This window comes from Scandinavium sp. UTDF21-P1B, from assembly GCF_040750395.1.
GTDB lineage: Bacteria > Pseudomonadota > Gammaproteobacteria > Enterobacterales > Enterobacteriaceae > Scandinavium.
On sequence record NZ_JBFLVD010000005.1, the window covers coordinates 176,466 to 195,122 of the forward strand.

Consider the following 18,657-nt stretch of genomic DNA (forward strand, 5'->3'; position numbering starts at 1 on the left):
GCTGAAAAGTGTGAGTGCGTCGGCAAAGAGAGTTACGATACACTGTATGTTATCCAAATGTTAACTGAGACGCACCGTGCCTGATTTTGACCTCCAGGATCTGTACGCTTTTATCGCCCTGTGTGAACACGGCAGCTTTCGCTATGCGGCGGAAGCCATCTGTATTTCGCAATCGGCCCTCAGCCGCCGGATTGAAAAACTGGAATCGGCCCTTGGCGTTCGACTCTTCGACAGAACAACCCGCAGCGTCACCTTAACGCAGGTAGGCAGAACCTTTGCCCCGCGAGCCCAGCTGCTGCTGGCGGATTTCGAAGATGCGCTGACCGGCATTAGCGACAAAATGTTTTACGGCAGCGGCATTGTCACCGTGGCCTGTATCCCTTCTGCCGCCTACTATTTTATGCCCAAAGTGATCGCTCACTTTCGTCAACGCTTCGCCAGGGCCAGGATCAAACTGGTGGATACCAGCGCAGGTAACGTCTACTCCGCCGTGCAGAACCGGCAGGCCGATTTTGGGCTCAGCTTTCTTTCCAGCGGGGAATCCGATCTCACCTTTATGCCGCTGGTGGATGAAACCTATCAGCTCATTTGCCGGCACGATCACCCGCTGGCGCATCTGCCCTCCCTGAGCTGGAAAACGTTTTTCGAAGCCGATTACATCTGGCTCAATAAATCGTCCGGTAACCGGCATTTGCTCGACCAGGCATTAGGCGACATTACCGCGCGCAGACCTGCGGTTTGTGAAACCCGCCATGTCACAACGATGATCGGAATGGTGGAAGCCGGGCTGGGTATTGCCGCCGTGCCGTCCATGGCGCTACCGGAAGGCGGTAACCCGGCGCTGGTGCAAAAACCGCTGACTGACCCGATAGTAAAAAGACAGGTTGGCCTGATCAAAAAAGCGGGGACCGAACTTTCCCCGCTGGCAACCGAACTGGAGCAGATGATTATCGGCCTGTTCCGGCCTTAGCGGGCAGGGGATCAAGCCCGGTTTCGCGGACTATCGCCTGGGCCTGCGGCGAAGCAAGATAACGCAGTAAAGCACGGGCCTGGTTCTCATGTGCCGCTTTGTTAACCACCGCACCGGCAAAGCGTGTGACGTACTGAACCTGCTCAGGAATTCGCCCGACAAATTCCGCCCCTTTCACCGGCAGCAGCTCGCTAACCTGCTGGAAGCCCACGGCGTACTCTCCTTTTGCCACCAGCGAGGCGACGGGCGTTTTTTCGATCATCTTTGCTTTGCCCTGCACGTCCTGTGCAATGCCAAGTTTGGTGAAAAGCTCGCTTTGTACGTAGCGTCCGCTGGCGCTGTCAGAGTAGGCTATCGATTTGGCTTTCAGCAGCGTCGCTTTGAGTGCCGCTTCGGAACGGATATCCGGCGCGAGTTCACCTGCTTTCACCACCATGCCGATGCGGGAGTCTGCCAATTCCATTCGGCTAGCTGGCGCAATTTTTCCCGCTTTTTGCAGGTTATCCAGCGCATATCCCACCATGATCACCGCATCAGCAGGCTGCCCTGCCGCCAGCCGGTTCGGAATGGCCTCCGGAGATTTCCCCATCGACGGACCATGAACAATATGCACCGTATCGCCCGTTGCCTTTTCATACTGCGGGGCCAACTTATCGAGCGCTGCGGAAAAGCCACCGGAAATCATCACCGTGATCTCTTCAGCACTGGCGCTCAGGCTAAAGGTGCCCGCAAAGGTGAGTGCCATCCAAAAGGCTAAACGTTTCATCGTGTTGCTCCTGAAGGGTGAGAGTGACGGCTGCTCCAGCCGTGAGATGAGGCTCGATGATAGAGATAGAGCGTGGCAAGCAGCGCACAGATAGCAGCGAAACTCATCCAGTATCCCGGTGCCGCTTTATCGCCGGTGTATTGAATTAACGCGGTGGAAACGGCCGGCGTGAAGCCGCCAAAAAGCGCCGTCGCAAGGCTATAGGCCAGAGAGAAACCAGCGACGCGCACTTCCCCGGGCATGATTTCCGTTAGTGCCGGGATCATCGCGCCGTTGTATATGCCATAAATAAAGGAGAGCCACAGCAGCACAATCAGCATCATGCTAAAACTCGGCGCATGGGCGAGCACGGTTAACGCAGGCCAGCTGGTGAAAATCGCCAGCAGCGTCATGGCAATCAGCACCGGCTTGCGGCCAAACCGGTCCGAAATCATGCCGCCGATCGGTAGCCAGATGAAGTTAGAAATCGCCACCAGCAAAGTGACCAGCAGGCTGTCGGAGGCGCTGAGCAGCAGGACTTTTTTGCCAAACGTCGGAGCATAAACGGTGATCAGATAAAACGCGGTGGTCGTCATTGCCACCATCAGCATGCCTGCCACCACCACACGCCAGTTTTGCAGCAGCGTACTCATCGCCTGTTTCAGCGGCAAATGGTTGTCGCGCTGTTCGTACTCCTGCGTCTCCGTCAGCTGACGGCGCAGCATAAAGATGAACGGCACAATCAGACAGCCCACAACGAACGGGATACGCCATCCCCAGGCCTGCAGAGTGTCTGCCCCCATCATTTCATTCAGGGTAAAGCCCAGCAGCGCCGCCACCATGATTGACACCTGCTGGCTACCCGACTGCCAGCTGGTGTAAAACCCTTTGCGCCCCGGCGTGGCAATTTCTGCCAGATAGACCGACACCCCGCCCAGTTCGGCACCGGCAGAGAAGCCTTGCAGCAAACGTCCACACAACACCAGCAGCGGCGCCCACAGCCCGATGGACTGATAGCCCGGCACCAGCACGATCATAAACGTCCCGGCAGCCATAATGGAGAGCGTGACGATAAGCCCCTTGCGGCGTCCAACTTTGTCGATCCACGCCCCCAGGACAACCGCCCCAATCGGGCGCATCAGGAAGCCTGCGCCAAACACCGCGAAGGTCATCATCAGCGAAGCAAATTCGCTTTCTGCCGGAAAAAAGGTGTGGGCAATATAGGTGGCGTAAAAGCCAAACAGGAAGAAGTCGAACTGCTCAAGGAAGTTGCCCGACGTCACGCGCAGAATGGCCATCGCCCTGGCGCGGAATGCAGTAGTTTCAGTGGTGACAGGCATCTCGCCCTCCATGATTAACAAATCAGTTAACATATTTAACTTTTTATCAACCATGAGGATGCGTGAAAATGCGCGACTGAATAAGTGCATTTACCGCATCTGTTAATGCGTCAGACGCATTAATGCCGGAGAAGACGAGTCACCATGCACAAATTGCTCATATATGAGCAGGGAATCGCTTAACGCGTTTTGTGATTTCTCACACGTTTGAACCAGAAGGGAAACCCGGCAGCAGAACGCCGCCGGGCTTAAAAAGATTACTGCGCGAAAGCCCGCTGGCGCTCGCGACGAACCTTAAACTGCCAGCCAATCAGCAGCAGCACAATCCACGCGAAGCCGACGTAAAGCGAAATACGGGTATCCGGATGCCAGCCAATCAGCACAATGATAAAGACCAGGAACAGCAGACCGACAACGGTGGTAAATACGCCGCCAGGCACCCTGAATTTAAGATTCTTCACTTCTTCCGGCGACAGGCGACGACGGAAGGCAATTTGCGACAGCAGGATCATGATCCACACCCAGACGGTGGCGAACGTCGCGAGCGATGCAATCACCAGGAAGACGTTTTCGGGCATGATGTAGTTCAGGTAGACCGCCAGCAGCAGAGCAATGGTCATCACCGCCACCGTCACCCACGGCACGCCGCGACGCGAGGTTTTGGCGAACACCTTCGGCGCGCTGCCCTGCTCCGCCATGCCGTGCAGCATGCGCCCCACGCCGAAGACGTCAGAGTTAATCGCGGAAAGCGAAGCCGTCAGCACCACGAAGTTCAGGATGCTGGCCGCAAAAGTAATGCCCATATGCTGGAAGGTCATCACGAACGGGCTGCCGTTGGTGCCGACCTGGTTCCACGGGTAAATCGACATGATCACAAACAGCGTGCCCACATAGAACACCAGAATACGCATGGGTACCGAATTGATAGCGCGCGGAATAGATTTCTCCGGGTCTTTCGCCTCACCGGCAGTAATGCCGATGATTTCAATCCCGCCGTAGGCGAACATCACCATCTGCAAGGACATCACCATCCCGATCCAGCCGTTGCTGAAGAAGCCGCCGTTGCTCCAGAGGTTGTGAATACCCGTCGGCTGCCCGCCGTTGCCGATCCCCCAGATGATGATGCCAAACCCGGCAACGATCATCACGATGATGGTGGCAACCTTAAAGAACGAAAACCAGAATTCCAGCTCGCCGAAGACCTTCACGCTCATCAGATTAATGGCACAAATCAGCAGCACCACGCTCAGCACCCAAATCCAGTGCGGCACAGCCGGGAACCAGACGCCCATGTAGATGCCGAACGCCGTGACGTCAGCAATGGCGACAATCAGGATTTCAAAGCAGTAGGTCCAGCCGGTGATGTGGCCTGCAAGCGGGCCTAAGTTTTCCTGCGCGTAGCGGGAAAAAGAGCTGGCAGACGGGTTGTGCACCGACATTTCGCCGAGCGCACGCATGATGATGTAAGCGGCCACGCCGCCGATGAGGTACGCCAGCAGCACGCTGGGACCGGCCATTTTAATGGCGTCTGCCGAGCCATAAAAAAGACCGGTGCCGATAGCCGAACCGAGCGCCATAAAGCGGATGTGACGGGCGGTAAGCCCACGCTTTAGCTTGTTATCTGTTGCCATGAATTCCACTGCCTTAACAAAAACAAAACCACGGAGCCGATGGCCCCGTGGTTAATTTCAATCCTCGCCCGCTAATTAATGCGCGCTGGAGGTTACCTGACGACCTGCTGCGCGATCCCATCCCATCGCCAGCACGGCGGCGACAATCGTTGGCATCAGCCATGCAAGACCCTGCTGTGCCAGCGGCAGATGCGCGGTCCAGCCGGGAAGGATATCAGCAAACACGGAGGCTTTCACGCCATCCAGCAAGCCGAACACCAGGCTGATGAACATTGCCGGGGCGATCACGCGGGTCGAATTATGCCACCAACCGCGGGTAAAGCTTAATACTACCAGTGCAATACATGGCGGATAAATCGCGGTGAGCACCGGAATGGAAATCTGAATCAGGTGGCTCAGGCCCAGATTGGACACCACCATCGAGAAGATGCCAAGGATGAAGACCAGCGTTTTGTAAGAAAGCGGCAGGTACTGAGAGAAGAACTCGGCGCATGCTGTGGTCAGGCCCACCGCAGTCACCATACAGGCCAGGAAGATCAGCGCCGCCAGCAGGAAGCTGCCTGCGCCACCAAAGGTGTGCTGAACGTACGCGTGCAGAATAGTTGCGCCGTTGGCGTTCTGATCGACAAGCGATGCGCTGTCGGAACCCAGACGGAACAGCGCCAGGTACAGCAGCGTCAGGCCAACGCCCGCCATCAGGCCCGCCCACACGGTATAACGGGTCAGCAGGCGCGCTTCACTCACGCCACGGGAGCGTGCGGCATTCACGATAACAATGCCGAACACCATCGCACCGAGGGTATCCATCGTCAGATAGCCATTAACGAAACCGTTAGAGAACGGCGCAGTCTGATAGGCTTCCAGCGCGTGGCTGATTGGGCCCGCAGGCCACATGATAGCCGCCACGGCCAGCACCACGAGGGCAATGATTTTCAGCGGAGCCAGGAAGTTGCCAACGGTATCCAGCAGTTTGCCCGGATAGAGGGAAACCAGAATCACCAGCGCAAAATAGACAAGGCTGTAGAGGAACAGCGGCAGCGCGCCATCACCAGTCAGCGGGGCGATCCCCACTTCGAAAGAAACCGTTGCGGTGCGCGGCGTGGCGAACAACGGCCCCACAGCCAGATAGCACACCACTGCCAGCAGAACGCCCGCCACTTTACCAATCGGGGTACTGAGGTTGTCTACGCCACCACCCACTTTCGCCAGCGCGATAATCGTCAGCACAGGCAGGCCCACACCGGTAATCAGAAAGCCGATCGCCGCCGTCCAGACATGTTCGCCAGCCTGCAGGCCGACCATAGGAGGGAAGATAATGTTGCCCGCGCCAACGAACAACGCAAAGGTCATAAAGCCCAACGCGATGATATCGCGAGATTTTAACTGATGGGTCATAAACTCTTTACTGCCTGTGGATGTGGTGTTGAATGTCAAAACGTCGTACTTATTCCTGCGGAACAGAACAACGGTGAAAGCGTGTCATACAGTGGGAAACACTCCCGATGTTCACGCGAAAAGAATAGTTATTGGGTTTATCGCGTGAAGGCAGTCAGACTGCGACTGCATGGGGGGCAATTTAAACGCTTATAACGTTTTAATGCAACAAGGGATCGTAAAACCAGAGGATTATAGCAACAACTAATTCGCATGTAGCATGAACAACCATATATGCGAAAAACCTCTGGCTAATCATGCGAACAAAAAAGCAGCAGACGATTAATAATTATTCGCCGTTTGGCCGACCGGAAAGATAAAAAACCGGCTTTCGCCGGTCTTTGTCAACCAATCCTTCCAGACAGCTCTTCAGGCACTTTTATTGGCAACCAAACGTTCCGGCAGCACAAAGCTAAAGCGCGTCATCTTGCCTGGAATACTTTCAATATCGAGTCGGCTGTCATGGTGATTAACCGCATGCTTCACAATCGCAAGCCCCAACCCGCTGCCGCCTGTCTGCCGGGAGCGCGCTTTATCAACACGGTAAAAACGTTCGGTCAGCCGTGGAATATGCTCGGCCGCAATGCCTGGCCCGTTATCTTCCACGCTGAACTGCGCTCCGTGCGGAGCACGCTGCCAGCGCACCACTATCTCCGTGCCCTCCGGCGTATGGTTCACCGCGTTGTACACCAGATTCGACATCGCGCTGCGCAGTTGTTCTTCGCTACCCAAAGCCAGCAGCGAATCATCAATCTCAAAATGCAGAATGTGCTTTTTGTGGCTGAGGGTTTGCGCTTCACGTTCAACCACGCGCAGCATCATGGGCACATCGATACGCTCATTCAGCGCGGCCAGCGGTGCGGCCTCAATGCGCGACAGCGTTAACAGCTGACGCACCAGCCCTTCCATGCGCTGCGTCTGCTCACGCATAGTGTGCAGCGCTTTTTCGCGCGGTGCGCCCTCCAGCGTTTGCTCCTGCATCATCTCCAGATAGCCCTGCAACACCGTGAGTGGCGTGCGCAGCTCGTGGCTCACGTTGGCGAAGAAATTACGCCGCGCACCTTCCAGCTGGTGCATCTGGGTGACGTCACGCGCAACCAGCAGTAGCTGTTTTTCGCTGTAGGGCATCACGCGGATTTCCAGATGACGCCCGGTGTTGAGCACCAGATTGAGCGGTTTGGTGAAATCGCGGGATTTCAGGTAGCGGGAAAATTCCGGGTAGCGCAGCAGGTTGAGGATGTTCTGACCGCTGTCGTCCGGCCAGCGCAGGTTGAGCGTCTGCTGAGCCAGGCCGTTACACCAGAACATCGATCCCTCTTCCGTAATCAGCACCACCGCATCAGGCAACGATTCCGCCCCGCTGCGAAAACGCTTTATCAGGCTCCCCAGCTCACGGCGACGCTTTTTATTACGCATCTGCATCTGATGCAGACCGTAAAGCAGCGGCTCCCAGCTTCCTTTACCCGGCGGCGGCGTCATACTCCTGTCGACCCAAAGCCACCACGAAAGCTGAAGCAAATTCCAGAAATGCCAGATCAGCAGTCCGGTGACGGCCGCCAGCAGAAACCACGGCAGATAGCCGAAAAAAGCCCCGAGGATCAGGGCCGGTATACAACAGAGGATGAGCTCAAAAACCAGCCTTTTCCATGACAGCCGTTCCAGCACGGGTCACACTCCAGTCAATTGTCAGAAACGGGCGGAGAAACGATAGCCCGTGCCGCGGACGGTCTGCACCATCCGGTCGTGACCGCTGTGTTCCAGCGCTTTACGCAGACGGCGAATGTGCACGTCCACCGTACGATCTTCCACATAAACGTTGGTGCCCCAGACGTTGTTCAACAGCTGTTCGCGGCTGTAGACGCGCTCCGGGTGCGTCATAAAGAAGTGCAGGAGCTTAAATTCCGTTGGCCCCATGTCCAGCGGGTTTTCACCAGTCATGACGCGATGAGAGGACGGGTCGAGGCTCAGGCCCTGCATCTCAATCACCTCTTCAACCGCCATCGGCGAAATGCGGCGCATCACGGCTTTGATGCGCGCCACCAGCTCTTTCGGGGAAAACGGTTTGGTGATGTAATCATCTGCGCCGGTTTCCAGACCCCGCACGCGATCTTCTTCTTCACCTCGCGCGGTCAGCATGACCACTGGAATATCACGCGTCAGCGCTTCACGCTTAAGATGCTTAATAAACTGAATGCCTGAACCGCCCGGCAGCATCCAGTCCAGCAGGACTAAATCCGGCCACGGCTCATTGAGCTGATTCACGGCACCGTCAAAATCTTCGGCTTCTACAGGCTGAAAGCCATTTTGCTCCAGGACGAAGCAGACCATCTCGCGAATCGGGGCTTCATCTTCAACGACCAGAATACGTCTCGCCATTATTTATCCTGTTTATTAATCATATGCGTATCATGCGGCGTCATTATGCGTCAGATTTGTGACAGATTTATGATAGTGTTTTTTTCAATTATGACACCGAAAAACACGTCATCGCCCTGATATCCGTAACCGTTTATACTTGCCGTCACGCTTTTTTGCCACAGGCCACCTTAATGCGCATCCTCCATACCTCTGACTGGCACCTTGGCCAGAACTTTTACAGTAAAAGCCGCGCCGCCGAACACGAGGCGTTTCTCGACTGGCTGTTGAACACCGCAGAGGCGCAAGAGGCAGATGCCATTATCGTGGCGGGCGACATCTTCGATACCGGTTCGCCGCCGAGCTACGCGCGCGAACTTTACAACCGCTTTGTGGTGAAGCTCCAGCAGACCGGCTGCCAGCTGGTGGTGCTGGCGGGCAACCACGACTCCGTCGCCACGCTCAACGAGTCCCGCGATATTCTGGCGTTTCTCAACACCCTGGTGGTGGCGGGCAGCGGCACACCGCCCTGCGAACTGAAGTGCCGCGACGGCAAGCCTGGCGCCATTCTCTGCCCGGTTCCGTTCCTGCGCCCGCGCGATGTTATCGTCAGCCAGGCGGGTGCATCGGCGGGGGAAAAGCAGCAGCATTTATTACAGGCGATCACGAACTACTATCAGCAGCAGTATCAGCAGGCATGCGAACTGCGGGGCGAGCGCCCTTTGCCAATCATCGCCAGCGGCCATCTGACCACCGTCGGTGCCAGCAAAAGTGACGCGGTGCGTGACATCTATATCGGCACGCTTGACGCCTTCCCGGCGCAGAATTTCCCCCCCGTCGACTACATCGCGCTGGGCCACATTCACCGTGCGCAAAAAATTGGTGGCACGGAGCACATTCGCTACTGCGGCTCGCCGATTTCCCTGAGCTTTGATGAAACCGGTAAAGCCAAAACCGTCAACCTGGTGCATTTCAGCGAAGGCAGGCTGGAAAGCGTGGAGCCGCTCGAGGTGCCCGTTACGCAAAAGCTGAGCGTGCTGAAAGGCGATTTCGCCAGCATCAGCCAGCAGCTGGAACAGTGGCGCGACGCCGATCCCGCCTCACCGGTGTGGCTCGATATCGAAATCACCAGCGACGAATATCTGCACGATATTCAGCGCAAAATTCAGGCGCTGACCGATGATTTACCCGTCGAGATATTGCTGGTTCGCCGCAGCCGCGAACAGCGCGAGCGCATCCTGGCAAACGAGCATCGCGAAACGCTGAGCGAACTGAAAGTCGAAGACGTTTTTGAGCGACGTCTGGCGCTGGAAGCGCTGGAAGCCCCGCAGGAGCAACGCCTGCACCAGCTTTTCGCCGAAACCCTGAGCGAACTTTCCGGGGAGGAACAGCCATGAAAATCCTGAGCCTGCGGCTGAAAAACCTCAGTTCGCTGAAGGGCGAATGGAAGATTGATTTCACCGCTGAACCGTTTGCCAGCAACGGCCTGTTCGCGATTACCGGGCCAACGGGCGCGGGCAAAACCACGCTGCTGGATGCCATTTGCCTTGCGCTGTACCACGAAACGCCGCGCCTCAGTACGCTGTCGCAGTCGCAAAACGACCTGATGACCCGCGATACCGCCGAGTGCCTCGCGGAAGTGGAGTTTGAAGTGAAAGGCGTGGCCTATCGCGCCTTCTGGAGCCAGAACCGTGCCAGAAATCAGCCAGACGGCAATCTCCAGGCCCCGCGCGTGGAGCTGGCCCGCTGTGAAGACGGCAAAATTCTGGCAGAAAAAGTCAAAGATAAGCTGGAGTTGACCGCCTCACTCACCGGTCTCGACTATGGCCGCTTCACCCGCTCCATGATGCTCTCCCAGGGCCAGTTTGCCGCTTTCCTCAATGCCAAGCCGAAAGAGCGTGCTGAGCTGCTGGAAGAGCTGACCGGCACCGAAATTTATGGCCAGATTTCGGCGAGAGTATTTGAGAAACATAAAGAAGCCAAAACCGAACTGGAAAAATGCCAGGCGCAGGCTTCCGGTATGATTTTACTGACGGAAGAGCAGCAGCAGGCGCTGCAGCAACGTTTGCAGGCGCTTACTGACGAGGAGAAACAGCACCAGGCGGAGCAGCAGCGCGTCCAGCTCTGGCAGCAGTGGCTAACGCGCGAAGCGGAAATGCAGGACGCACAGCTTCGCTCACAGACAGCGCTCGCCGCGGCACAGGATGCATTAAACGCCGCCCGGCCGCGGCTGGAAGCCCTCGCCCTGGCACAGCCCGCCGACAGGCTGCGCCCGCTGTGGCTGCGCTTTCAGGACGATCAGGCGTCGCTGACGCAAACGCAGCAAAAAATTGAAGAAGTGAATACTCGCTTACAGGCTCAGCTCACACAGCGCGGGCGGTTACGCCTGAGCGCCGAACGCCAGCACGAGGAGCTCACCGGCCAGCAAAAGGTACTCTCAGCGTGGCTTACCGAAAACGCGCGCTTCCGCCACTGGTCGAGCGAACTGACTGGCTGGCGCGCGGCCTTTAACCAACAGGAGCGCGATGCCATACATCTGCAAGAGCTGACTCAGCGTGAGAACGAGCTCGCCCGTCAGCGTGATGCCCTGCCGCCGTCCACATTGACGCTGGATGAGGCCGCCGTGGCCGCTGCGCTCGAACAGCATCAACGCCTGAGGCCCCTTCGTCAGCAGCTGAACACGCTGCAAGGGCAGTTTCAGCCGCTCAGCAAGCGGCGCCAGCAGCTACTCCCTCTGTTGGCCCAGCGCCAGCAGGCGCTGGAAAAAGGCGGAGCGGAGCTCGCCGCGCGTCGCCAGCAATACAAAGAGAAGCTCCAGCAGTTCAATGACGTCAGAACGTTGTGCGAGCAGGAAAAAATCATTGCCGACCTCACTGCCGAACGCGCCCGTCTGCAACCCGGTGCCCCTTGCCCGCTTTGCGGATCGGTGGAGCATCCGGCGGTGGCGGAATATCAGGCGCTCAGGCCAGGCGTGAACGAAGCCCGCCGCGACGCGCTGGAAAAAGAGGTCAACCAGATTCGTGAACTCGGCGCCAGCCTCAAGGGTGAGCTTGATGCACAACAGAAGCAGCAACAGGCCGAACAAAGCGAGCTACAGTCGATCGCCGAACAGGAGCAAGCGCTCACCTCACGGTGGCAAGCCACCGTTGACGGGCTGCAAATCACCTTAACGCCGGACGAGGATGTCAGCGGCTGGCTTAACGAACAGGAGAATCTCGGGCAGCAGTTGTATCAGCACGGGCAGCGGCTGGCGCTGGAGCGGCAAATTCAGGCGCTGAACGCCGAGCGCCGGGCTCGTGAACAGGAAGCGAAAGCGCGACTCGCGGAGCTGAGCGAAGCCCTCGCCGCATTTAGCCTGACGTTACCCTCACAAGGCGAAGGAGCCGCATGGCTGGCCTCACGCGAAACGGAAAGCCAGCACTGGCAAAAGCAGAGCGAGCGCCAGCAAACCGTCGCACAGGAACTGTCCCTTCTTCAGCCTTTGCTGGACACCCTGCCGCCTGTTTCCGGGCAAGAAACATCGGGCACAGCTACGCTTGACGGCTGGCAGCAGGTTCACCACGACTGCGTTTCGCTGGAAAGCCAGCGGCAGACGCTACAGCAGCAGGAAACGCAGGCGCGTGAACGGCTTCTGCTCGCACAGAAAGCCTTCGACGATGCGCTGGCTGCCAGCCCGTTTGCAGACCAGCCGGCCTTCCTTGCCGCCCTGCTCGACGACGAGACGCAACAACGCCTGGAGCAGCTAAAGCAGCAGCTTGAAAGCCAGCTCACGCAGCAGCAAGCGCTGGCCGCTCAGGCGCAAACCACGCTGGCGGCGCACCAGCAGCAGCGCCCGGAAGATTTACCGCCAGCGCACACCCGCGAGCAGGTGCAGGCCGCGTTAGCTCAGCTGGCGCAGCAGCTGCGGGACAACAGCGCCGCGCAGGGCCAGATTCATCAGCAGCTAAAGCAGGACGCCGATAACCGCCAGCAGCAACAGGCGTTGATGACACGCATCGATGCCGCCGCGCAAACCCTCGAAGACTGGGGCTGGCTGAACCAGCTTATCGGCTCGAAGGAAGGCGATAAGTTCCGCAAATTCGCTCAGGGCCTGACGCTGGATAATCTGGTGTGGCTGGCGAACGAGCAGCTCAGCCGCCTGCACGGGCGATATCTGCTCAAACGCAAGGCCAGCGAAGCGCTTGAGCTGGAAGTGATGGACACCTGGCAGGCCGATGCCGTACGTGATACCCGCACGCTTTCCGGTGGGGAAAGTTTCCTCGTGAGCCTCGCGCTGGCGCTGGCGCTCTCGGATCTGGTCAGCCACAAGACTCGCATTGATTCGCTGTTCCTTGACGAAGGCTTTGGCACGCTCGACAGTGAAACGCTGGATACCGCGCTGGATGCGCTCGACGCCCTGAACGCCAGCGGGAAAGTGATCGGTGTGATAAGCCACGTCGAGGCGATGAAGGAGCGGATCCCGGTGCAGATTAAAGTGAAGAAAATTAATGGGCTGGGCTATAGCAGGCTGGATAAGGTATTTGCAGTGGAATGATATCGTGACAATGCCTGGCGGCGCTACGCTTGCGCAGGCCTACGCAACGAAAAGTAGGCCCGGAAAGGCGCAGCCGCCACCGGGCACATAACGAAATTACAAAGGCCATAGCCATGCCGCACCGCGCACGCCGCTTGAGTCGCCGTGCAATGCCTTGCGAATCGGGGTTTCACATTCGCCGCCAAAAACGAAGTGCTTCACTAAATCCGGCACTGTTTTGTACAGTCGCTCCACATTGCTCATGCCGCCGCCCAGTACAATGACGTCCGGATCCAGAATATTGACCACGTGCGCCAGCGACTTCGCCAGGCGCAGCTCGTAGCGGCTGAGCGCCAGCTCTGCAACGGCATCCTGTTCTTCCACAAGACGCATGATCTCATTCCCTTTGAGCAGGCTGCCGCTTAAGCGATGGTAATCAGTAGCAAACCCGGTGCCGGAGATAAACGTTTCGATGCAGCCCTGCTTGCCGCAGTAGCATGGCACTTCAGCGCGGTAGCGCAGCTCGTCCTCATCCATCCACGGCAGCGGATTATGGCCCCATTCACCCGCCGTACCATTGCCGCCAATATGCGCCCTGCCACCCAGCGCCACGCCAGCGCCGCAGCCTGTACCGATAATCACCGCAAACACGGTTTGAGCCCCGGCAGCCGCGCCGTCGATAGCTTCCGAAACCGCCAGACAGTTAGCGTCGTTGGCCAGCCGCACTTCACGATTCAGACGCTGACTCAGATCCTTGTCGAAAGGCTGGCCGTTAAGCCAGGTCGAGTTGGCGTTTTTGACCACGCCGGTATACGGCGAAATCGAACCCGGAATGCCCATCCCCACCGTCCCGGTTTGCCCGGTTTCTTTTTCGGCCATTGCGACCAGCGTGGCAATAGTTTCAATCGTCTGCCGATAGTCGTCACGCGGCGTAGGCAGGCGATGACGGAACAGTTGCTCCCCTCGATCGCTGAGCGCAATGACTTCAGTCTTCGTTCCACCCAAATCTATTCCTATACGCACAGATGCCTCCCCGGTGCCTGATTAACAATGCAAGCATAGTGACAATTCGCTATCATGCCCGCTGAATTTAACGTTAACCCCGTGGAAATTATCATGCTGTGGTTCAAAAATTTAATGGTTTACCGTCTTAGCCGCGACATTTCTCTGCGTGCTGATGAGATGGAAAAACAGCTGGCCGCGCTGGCGTTCACGCCCTGCGGCAGCCAGGACATGGCCAAAACCGGCTGGGTTCCGCCGATGGGTTCACACAGTGATGCTTTCACCCACGAAGCCAATGGTCAGATCCTGATCTGCGCTCGCTATGAACAAAAAATCCTGCCCGCTCCGGTTGTGAAGCAGGCGCTGGAAGCGAAAATCCTCAAGCTCGAGGCCGATCAGGGCCGCAAGCTCAAGAAAACTGAAAAAGACTCCCTGAAGGACGAAGTACTGCACTCGCTGTTGCCTCGCGCCTTCAGCCGCTTCAGCCAGACGATGCTGTGGATCGATACCGTCAACGGCCTGATCATGGTCGACTGCGCCAGCGCGAAAAAAGGCGAAGATACCCTCGCCCTGCTGCGTAAAACCCTCGGCTCACTGCCGGTAGTGCCGCTGGCGCTGGAAAATCCGATTGAGCTGACGCTCACCGAGTGGGTACGCTCCGGCAACGTGGCGCAGGGCTTCCAGCTGCTCGATGAAGCAGAGCTAAAAGCGATCCTCGAAGACGGCGGCGTGATCCGTGCGAAGAAGCAGGATCTGGTCAGCGATGAGATCGCGGTGCATATCGAAGCCGGAAAAGTGGTGACCAAACTCGCACTCGACTGGCAGCAGCGCATCCAGTTTATGATTTGTGACGACGCCTCCATCAAGCGTCTGAAGTTCTGCGATGAACTGCGCGATCAAAACCAGGATATTGAGCGGGAAAACTACGATCAGCGCTTTGACGCCGACTTTATTCTGATGACCGGAGAGCTGGCGGCGCTGGTTGCGCAACTGGTGGAAGGTCTGGGCGGCGAAGCCCAGCGTTAAGCGAATGCCTTCCTGTGCAGACAGGAAGGCGCATTACTTCAATAAAGAGATTACAGGTAGCGGCAAAGATAAGAGGTCGGTTCAGCGACCTGAAGATGGAACTCGCTGTGGCCCGGCACGTTAAACACCTGGCCGGCAGCATAGGTTTTCCACTCTGTTTCACCCGGCAGCAGCACGTGCAGCGCTCCGCTCACGACGGTCATTTCTTCAGGCTGCGCCGTACCAAACGTATATTCCCCTTCCAGCATCACGCCAACGCTGGCACGACCAGTACTGCTGCTGGTAAACCCGATGGACTTCACTTTCCCGTCAAAGTATTCATTGCTTTGGAGCATAACTGGCCCTTATTGGTGTCGTTGTTGTGTACCAATCCAATATAGGGGGCGTGACAGCAGGCTGTCACGCAAAAAAAAATCAGCTCAGACCAGCAGTTCCGCCGCAAGCCTTGCCACCAGCACATTAGACAGCAAAACCGGCACATCAAGCGCTTTCTGCAGCAGGTCGCGGTGCCGTTGATGGAAGCCGAGGCAGTCGAGCATCAGCACATCCGCGCCAAGGCCAATCAGCTGCTGTCCGGCGGCGATAAGCTCGTCGCTTGTGCCATGAACAGGGTTGGCGAGCGCGTAATGTGGCGCATTCTGTAACGCCTGCCATTTGCTGCGCTGGGTGTTCATCAGCTCAGGAATGGGCACGATGACGCCGACCTGATGACCGTCGACAATGGAGCCAACCAAAGGCGGAATAATACGCTGGGGTTCGATAAGAATGGCATTGCGGGCAACGAGACCGCCGATCGGCGCGGTGCTCATCAGCAGGATAACGTCATAATCCTGATTATCCAGAACCTCCACCACCGACTGCAGATCGCGTTCAACCTTCGCGCGAGACACTTCAGCCAGTTGATTATCATTGAGAAGAGTAATCAGCACCTCTTCGCCGGGGCTTGCGGCGTACTCTTCCATGACCGCTTCACGCGTCATTTTACCCAGCAGACTGACATGGGTTATTTGATCTTCCCTGATGTGCTCCGTTAGTAGCGGCAACACCTCACGCAACGGAACCACACCGATGGTAAGAATGGCCAAAGTCGCACTCATGTTATGACCCTTTTATTACAACACCACAGCTTCGATACAGGCTTACTGCTGCTGACAGCCCCCTGGATGGCTAAAAAACAACCGTTCAGAAGCGTAGCAGCTTCATTCCAGAACTGTTTGTAAAGTTTCCAGTTAGATCCAGTTTACGTCAGCATTATCTGGATATTAACTTTTTATTAACATCAATGTTTAGCTAAAAAGTGTGATTTACGCCCGCATTGGGCGGGCGTTGCGCAACGCTTTTGTGCAAATTATGACTTGCCTGGATCTTCGTAACGCCGTTTGGCATCGAGCGCTTCCGCCTGAGTTGAATGTTCGCTAATCAATGAGTCGGGTTTAGGGTGATCGGCCCGCAGCTCATACCAGGTCACCGACTGACCCGGCTCACCTTTCTCGACGGTGACAATACGGGCTTTACGTGGATACGGGGGATTGGACGGCATAGCTCTTCCTCTTTAGGTTCAGAGCTTTAAGTATAGGCGTTAGCCAGCAGTTGCTGACTTTAATGGCTGGACCGGTGCGCGATCTGCGGCGAGGACCGCCAAAATCTGCGCAACGACTTCAACAGGCTCACCGGCAGCATCAACCACGTAGTGCGCGGTTTCACCGTATAGCGCATCACGTTGGGCGAGAATTTCACGCACTTCTTCAACGATGGGCTTACCGGTCAGCGTCGGGCGCTGTGAATCCTCCGGGGAGAGCTCGAGGCGCCCTGCAAGCACCGATACGGGCGCTTTCAGGTAAATCACGATCCCATTATCACGCAGAAATTCCCGGTTCACCGGCGCCAGAATAATGCCGCCACCGGTCGCAACGACCGCGTGCGATGCCGCCAGCGACTGTAATGTCCGGGTTTCAAGTGCGCGAAACGCAGGCCAGCCTTCATCAGCCACAATATCCGCAATGCTTCGCTGCGCGCGCTGTTGCAGGATCTGGTCGGTATCGATGAAAGTAAACTGGCAGGCCTGAGCAAGCTTTTGCCCGACCGTGGTTTTACCGCAGCCGCGGGCGCCGATAAGAAAAATGGGCTGTGTTATCACTGAGTTCCCCCTGGTACGGCGGTATTACGAGCCGTGCGCATGAGCGACGATAATATCATCAAACTAGTACGCAAGTAAGTGTAAAAATAGAGTTACACACGCAACATCTACTCTCTCTTTTCGTTGTGGTTATTGGTCGGAAGAGAATGTGCGAGTGTAAAGAAATAGTGTCATTAAGTGTTGCGGCAACCTTACATGAAACGGCCGTCTGTTGACAAGCACGCCCCGCTGCAAAAGGTAACACATTTCCGCACAGCTTTACGTTACTCGCCTTTACAGCACGAAGGTTTCAGACAAACTAAGCGCTATCGTGTCCGTGCTATTGAGGAGTCACTCATGCAATCCGAAGAACAACGGCTGATCGACGGGCTTTTCTCTCGCCTGCAGCAGGCCGAAACCCAAAGCGCGCCGCGCGATGCTAACGCCGAGCGCATCATTGCGCAACATGTTCAGGCACAGCCTGCCGCGCCCTACTACATGGCGCAAACCCTGCTGATTCAGGAAGCGGCAATCAAACAGCTGAACGAGCGAATTCAGGCGCTGGAAAGCGATCTGGCACAGCTTCAGGCTACAAAACAGAGCAGCGGTGGCTTTCTCGCTGGGCTGTTTGGCGGCAGTCAGCCTCAGCCGCGCGGGGCAGACCCTATTCCCGGCGCGCAAAACTATGGTCGCCCAACGGCACCGCCGCAGACCGGTTATACCGCTCCTCAGGCTCAGAATTACGCACCAGGGCGCAGCGGCGGCGGTTTTATGGCCGGAGCATTGCAGACAACCGCAGGCGTCGCGGGCGGCGTGGTGCTCGGCAACATGTTGATGAACATGTTTTCGGGCTCGCATCCCCAGGAAATCGTCAACATCATCGAGGAAACGCCGGCTCCGGCCGCCGATGACCTGACGCAGGCCAGCGACGCGCAGTTCCTGCCGGATGACGGCACCGATTTCGCCGCTAGCGGCAATGATGACTGGAACAATACCGGCTTCAGCACCGACGACTTCGATAACGACGATTTCGGCAGCGACGACGACAGCTGGGTCTAAGCCTGCCCGCGCTTCACCGCCAGCAGCCATTTATCGAGCTCAGCGGCAAACTGCTGGCGATCGCGCTGTGAGAGGCTGTCCGGACCGCCGGTCTGGATGCCGCTCGCCCGCAGCGTATCCATAAAGTCCCGCATCGTCAGGCGTTCACGGATGGTGGCTTCGCTGTAGCGCTCGCCGCGCGGGTTCAGCGCCGCACCGCCTTTCGCCAGCACTTCTGCCGCCAGTGGAATATCCGCGGTGATCACCAGATCGCCCGGCTGACACTGGCGCACAATTTCGTTATCCGCTACGTCAAAGCCAGAAGGCACCCGCAGCGAGCGGATAAACCGCGACGGCGGCACACGGATATTCTGATTCGCCACCAGCGTGACCTGCGTTTGCGTTCTGTCCGCCGCGCGAAACAGGATCTCTTTAATCACATTCGGACACGCATCCGCGTCCACCCAAATTGCCATATCGACTCCTG

The 18,657-nt window shown here is 57.2% G+C and carries 17 protein-coding genes; 5 read left to right on the plus strand and 12 right to left on the minus strand.

Annotated features, from left to right (window positions below; translation table 11 throughout):
- Positions 1-76 precede the first annotated feature (76 nt).
- Positions 77-970: a LysR family transcriptional regulator gene (locus AB1287_RS02535; RefSeq protein WP_435616844.1), complete on the plus strand. Its 894-nt coding sequence runs from the start codon at positions 77-79 to the stop codon at positions 968-970.
- Here the strand turns inward: AB1287_RS02535 and AB1287_RS02540 are convergent.
- From AB1287_RS02540 to phoB, 6 genes are all read right to left on the minus strand, one after another.
- Positions 948-1,736: an extracellular solute-binding protein gene (locus tag AB1287_RS02540; protein WP_435616845.1), complete on the minus strand. Its 789-nt coding sequence runs from the start codon at positions 1,734-1,736 to the stop codon at positions 948-950. The two genes, AB1287_RS02535 and AB1287_RS02540, sit on opposite strands and share 23 nt — an antisense overlap.
- Entirely contained in the window at positions 1,733-3,055 is a 1,323-nt protein-coding gene (locus AB1287_RS02545; RefSeq protein WP_312624822.1) for an MFS transporter, read from the minus strand. The genes AB1287_RS02540 and AB1287_RS02545 overlap by 4 nt, the downstream gene beginning before the upstream one ends.
- Before the next feature lie 257 nt (positions 3,056-3,312).
- Positions 3,313-4,686, minus strand: coding sequence for a proline-specific permease ProY (gene proY, locus AB1287_RS02550; RefSeq protein WP_435616846.1), 1,374 nt, complete (start codon positions 4,684-4,686; stop codon positions 3,313-3,315).
- Positions 4,687-4,761: 75 nt separating this feature from the next.
- Positions 4,762-6,081, minus strand: coding sequence for a branched-chain amino acid transporter carrier protein BrnQ (gene brnQ, locus AB1287_RS02555; RefSeq protein ID WP_435616847.1), 1,320 nt, complete (start codon positions 6,079-6,081; stop codon positions 4,762-4,764).
- A 408-nt stretch (positions 6,082-6,489) separates the two neighbouring features.
- Positions 6,490-7,785, minus strand: coding sequence for a phosphate regulon sensor histidine kinase PhoR (gene phoR / locus AB1287_RS02560; RefSeq protein WP_312624825.1), 1,296 nt, complete (start codon positions 7,783-7,785; stop codon positions 6,490-6,492).
- A gap of 21 nt (positions 7,786-7,806) precedes the next feature.
- Positions 7,807-8,496: a phosphate response regulator transcription factor PhoB gene (gene phoB / locus AB1287_RS02565; protein ID WP_435616848.1), complete on the minus strand. Its 690-nt coding sequence runs from the start codon at positions 8,494-8,496 to the stop codon at positions 7,807-7,809.
- A 173-nt stretch (positions 8,497-8,669) separates the two neighbouring features.
- Between phoB and sbcD the strand changes: the two genes are divergently transcribed.
- The gene (gene sbcD / locus AB1287_RS02570; protein WP_435616849.1) at positions 8,670-9,872 is read left to right on the plus strand and encodes an exonuclease subunit SbcD; all 1,203 of its coding nucleotides are present in this window, start codon (positions 8,670-8,672) and stop codon (positions 9,870-9,872) included.
- A complete protein-coding gene (gene sbcC / locus AB1287_RS02575; RefSeq protein WP_435616850.1) occupies positions 9,869-13,009 on the plus strand; it encodes an exonuclease subunit SbcC in 3,141 nt (1,046 codons plus the stop codon). Before sbcD ends, sbcC begins: the two co-directional genes overlap by 4 nt.
- Positions 13,010-13,105: 96 nt before the next feature.
- On the opposite strand, the gene mak is transcribed toward sbcC, so the two are convergent.
- Positions 13,106-14,011 (minus strand): fructokinase, encoded by a 906-nt coding sequence (mak, locus tag AB1287_RS02580; protein ID WP_435616851.1) that lies wholly within the window; start codon positions 14,009-14,011, stop codon positions 13,106-13,108.
- 93 nt (positions 14,012-14,104) lie between these two features.
- On the opposite strand from mak, the gene rdgC reads away from it, so the two are divergent.
- Complete coding sequence (rdgC, locus tag AB1287_RS02585; RefSeq protein ID WP_097161667.1) at positions 14,105-15,016, plus strand: recombination-associated protein RdgC; 912 nt, start codon at positions 14,105-14,107, stop codon at positions 15,014-15,016.
- A 50-nt stretch (positions 15,017-15,066) separates the two neighbouring features.
- On the opposite strand, the gene ppnP is transcribed toward rdgC, so the two are convergent.
- From ppnP to aroL, 4 genes are all read right to left on the minus strand, one after another.
- Entirely contained in the window at positions 15,067-15,351 is a 285-nt protein-coding gene (gene ppnP / locus AB1287_RS02590; protein ID WP_312624830.1) for a pyrimidine/purine nucleoside phosphorylase, read from the minus strand.
- An 84-nt stretch (positions 15,352-15,435) separates the two neighbouring features.
- Positions 15,436-16,113, minus strand: coding sequence for an AroM family protein (locus tag AB1287_RS02595; protein WP_435616852.1), 678 nt, complete (start codon positions 16,111-16,113; stop codon positions 15,436-15,438).
- A gap of 251 nt (positions 16,114-16,364) precedes the next feature.
- On the minus strand, positions 16,365-16,556 hold the full coding sequence (locus tag AB1287_RS02600; protein ID WP_312624832.1) for a YaiA family protein: 192 nt from the start codon (positions 16,554-16,556) through the stop codon (positions 16,365-16,367).
- A gap of 39 nt (positions 16,557-16,595) precedes the next feature.
- The gene (gene aroL, locus AB1287_RS02605) at positions 16,596-17,150 is read right to left on the minus strand and encodes a shikimate kinase AroL (RefSeq protein ID WP_312624920.1); all 555 of its coding nucleotides are present in this window, start codon (positions 17,148-17,150) and stop codon (positions 16,596-16,598) included.
- A 339-nt stretch (positions 17,151-17,489) separates the two neighbouring features.
- On the opposite strand from aroL, the gene AB1287_RS02610 reads away from it, so the two are divergent.
- Positions 17,490-18,191, plus strand: coding sequence for a DUF2076 domain-containing protein (locus tag AB1287_RS02610; RefSeq protein WP_435616853.1), 702 nt, complete (start codon positions 17,490-17,492; stop codon positions 18,189-18,191).
- Here AB1287_RS02610 and AB1287_RS02615 read toward each other — a convergent pair.
- A complete protein-coding gene (locus AB1287_RS02615; RefSeq protein WP_312624833.1) occupies positions 18,188-18,646 on the minus strand; it encodes a YaiI/YqxD family protein in 459 nt (152 codons plus the stop codon). The two genes, AB1287_RS02610 and AB1287_RS02615, sit on opposite strands and share 4 nt — an antisense overlap.
- Positions 18,647-18,657 lie beyond the last annotated feature (11 nt).

Coding starts and splice junctions, on each gene's coding strand:
- brnQ (WP_435616847.1), bottom strand. CDS start 6,081: ATGACCCATCAGTTAAAATCTCGCGATATCATCGCGTTGGGCTTTATG.
- AB1287_RS02540 (WP_435616845.1), bottom strand. CDS start 1,736: ATGAAACGTTTAGCCTTTTGGATGGCACTCACCTTTGCGGGCACCTTT.
- sbcC (WP_435616850.1), top strand. CDS start 9,869: ATGAAAATCCTGAGCCTGCGGCTGAAAAACCTCAGTTCGCTGAAGGGC.
- phoB (WP_435616848.1), bottom strand. CDS start 8,496: ATGGCGAGACGTATTCTGGTCGTTGAAGATGAAGCCCCGATTCGCGAG.
- rdgC (WP_097161667.1), top strand. CDS start 14,105: ATGCTGTGGTTCAAAAATTTAATGGTTTACCGTCTTAGCCGCGACATT.
- ppnP (WP_312624830.1), bottom strand. CDS start 15,351: ATGCTCCAAAGCAATGAATACTTTGACGGGAAAGTGAAGTCCATCGGG.
- AB1287_RS02545 (WP_312624822.1), bottom strand. CDS start 3,055: ATGCCTGTCACCACTGAAACTACTGCATTCCGCGCCAGGGCGATGGCC.
- sbcD (WP_435616849.1), top strand. CDS start 8,670: ATGCGCATCCTCCATACCTCTGACTGGCACCTTGGCCAGAACTTTTAC.
- proY (WP_435616846.1), bottom strand. CDS start 4,686: ATGGCAACAGATAACAAGCTAAAGCGTGGGCTTACCGCCCGTCACATC.
- AB1287_RS02615 (WP_312624833.1), bottom strand. CDS start 18,646: ATGGCAATTTGGGTGGACGCGGATGCGTGTCCGAATGTGATTAAAGAG.
- AB1287_RS02610 (WP_435616853.1), top strand. CDS start 17,490: ATGCAATCCGAAGAACAACGGCTGATCGACGGGCTTTTCTCTCGCCTG.
- AB1287_RS02595 (WP_435616852.1), bottom strand. CDS start 16,113: ATGAGTGCGACTTTGGCCATTCTTACCATCGGTGTGGTTCCGTTGCGT.
- AB1287_RS02600 (WP_312624832.1), bottom strand. CDS start 16,556: ATGCCGTCCAATCCCCCGTATCCACGTAAAGCCCGTATTGTCACCGTC.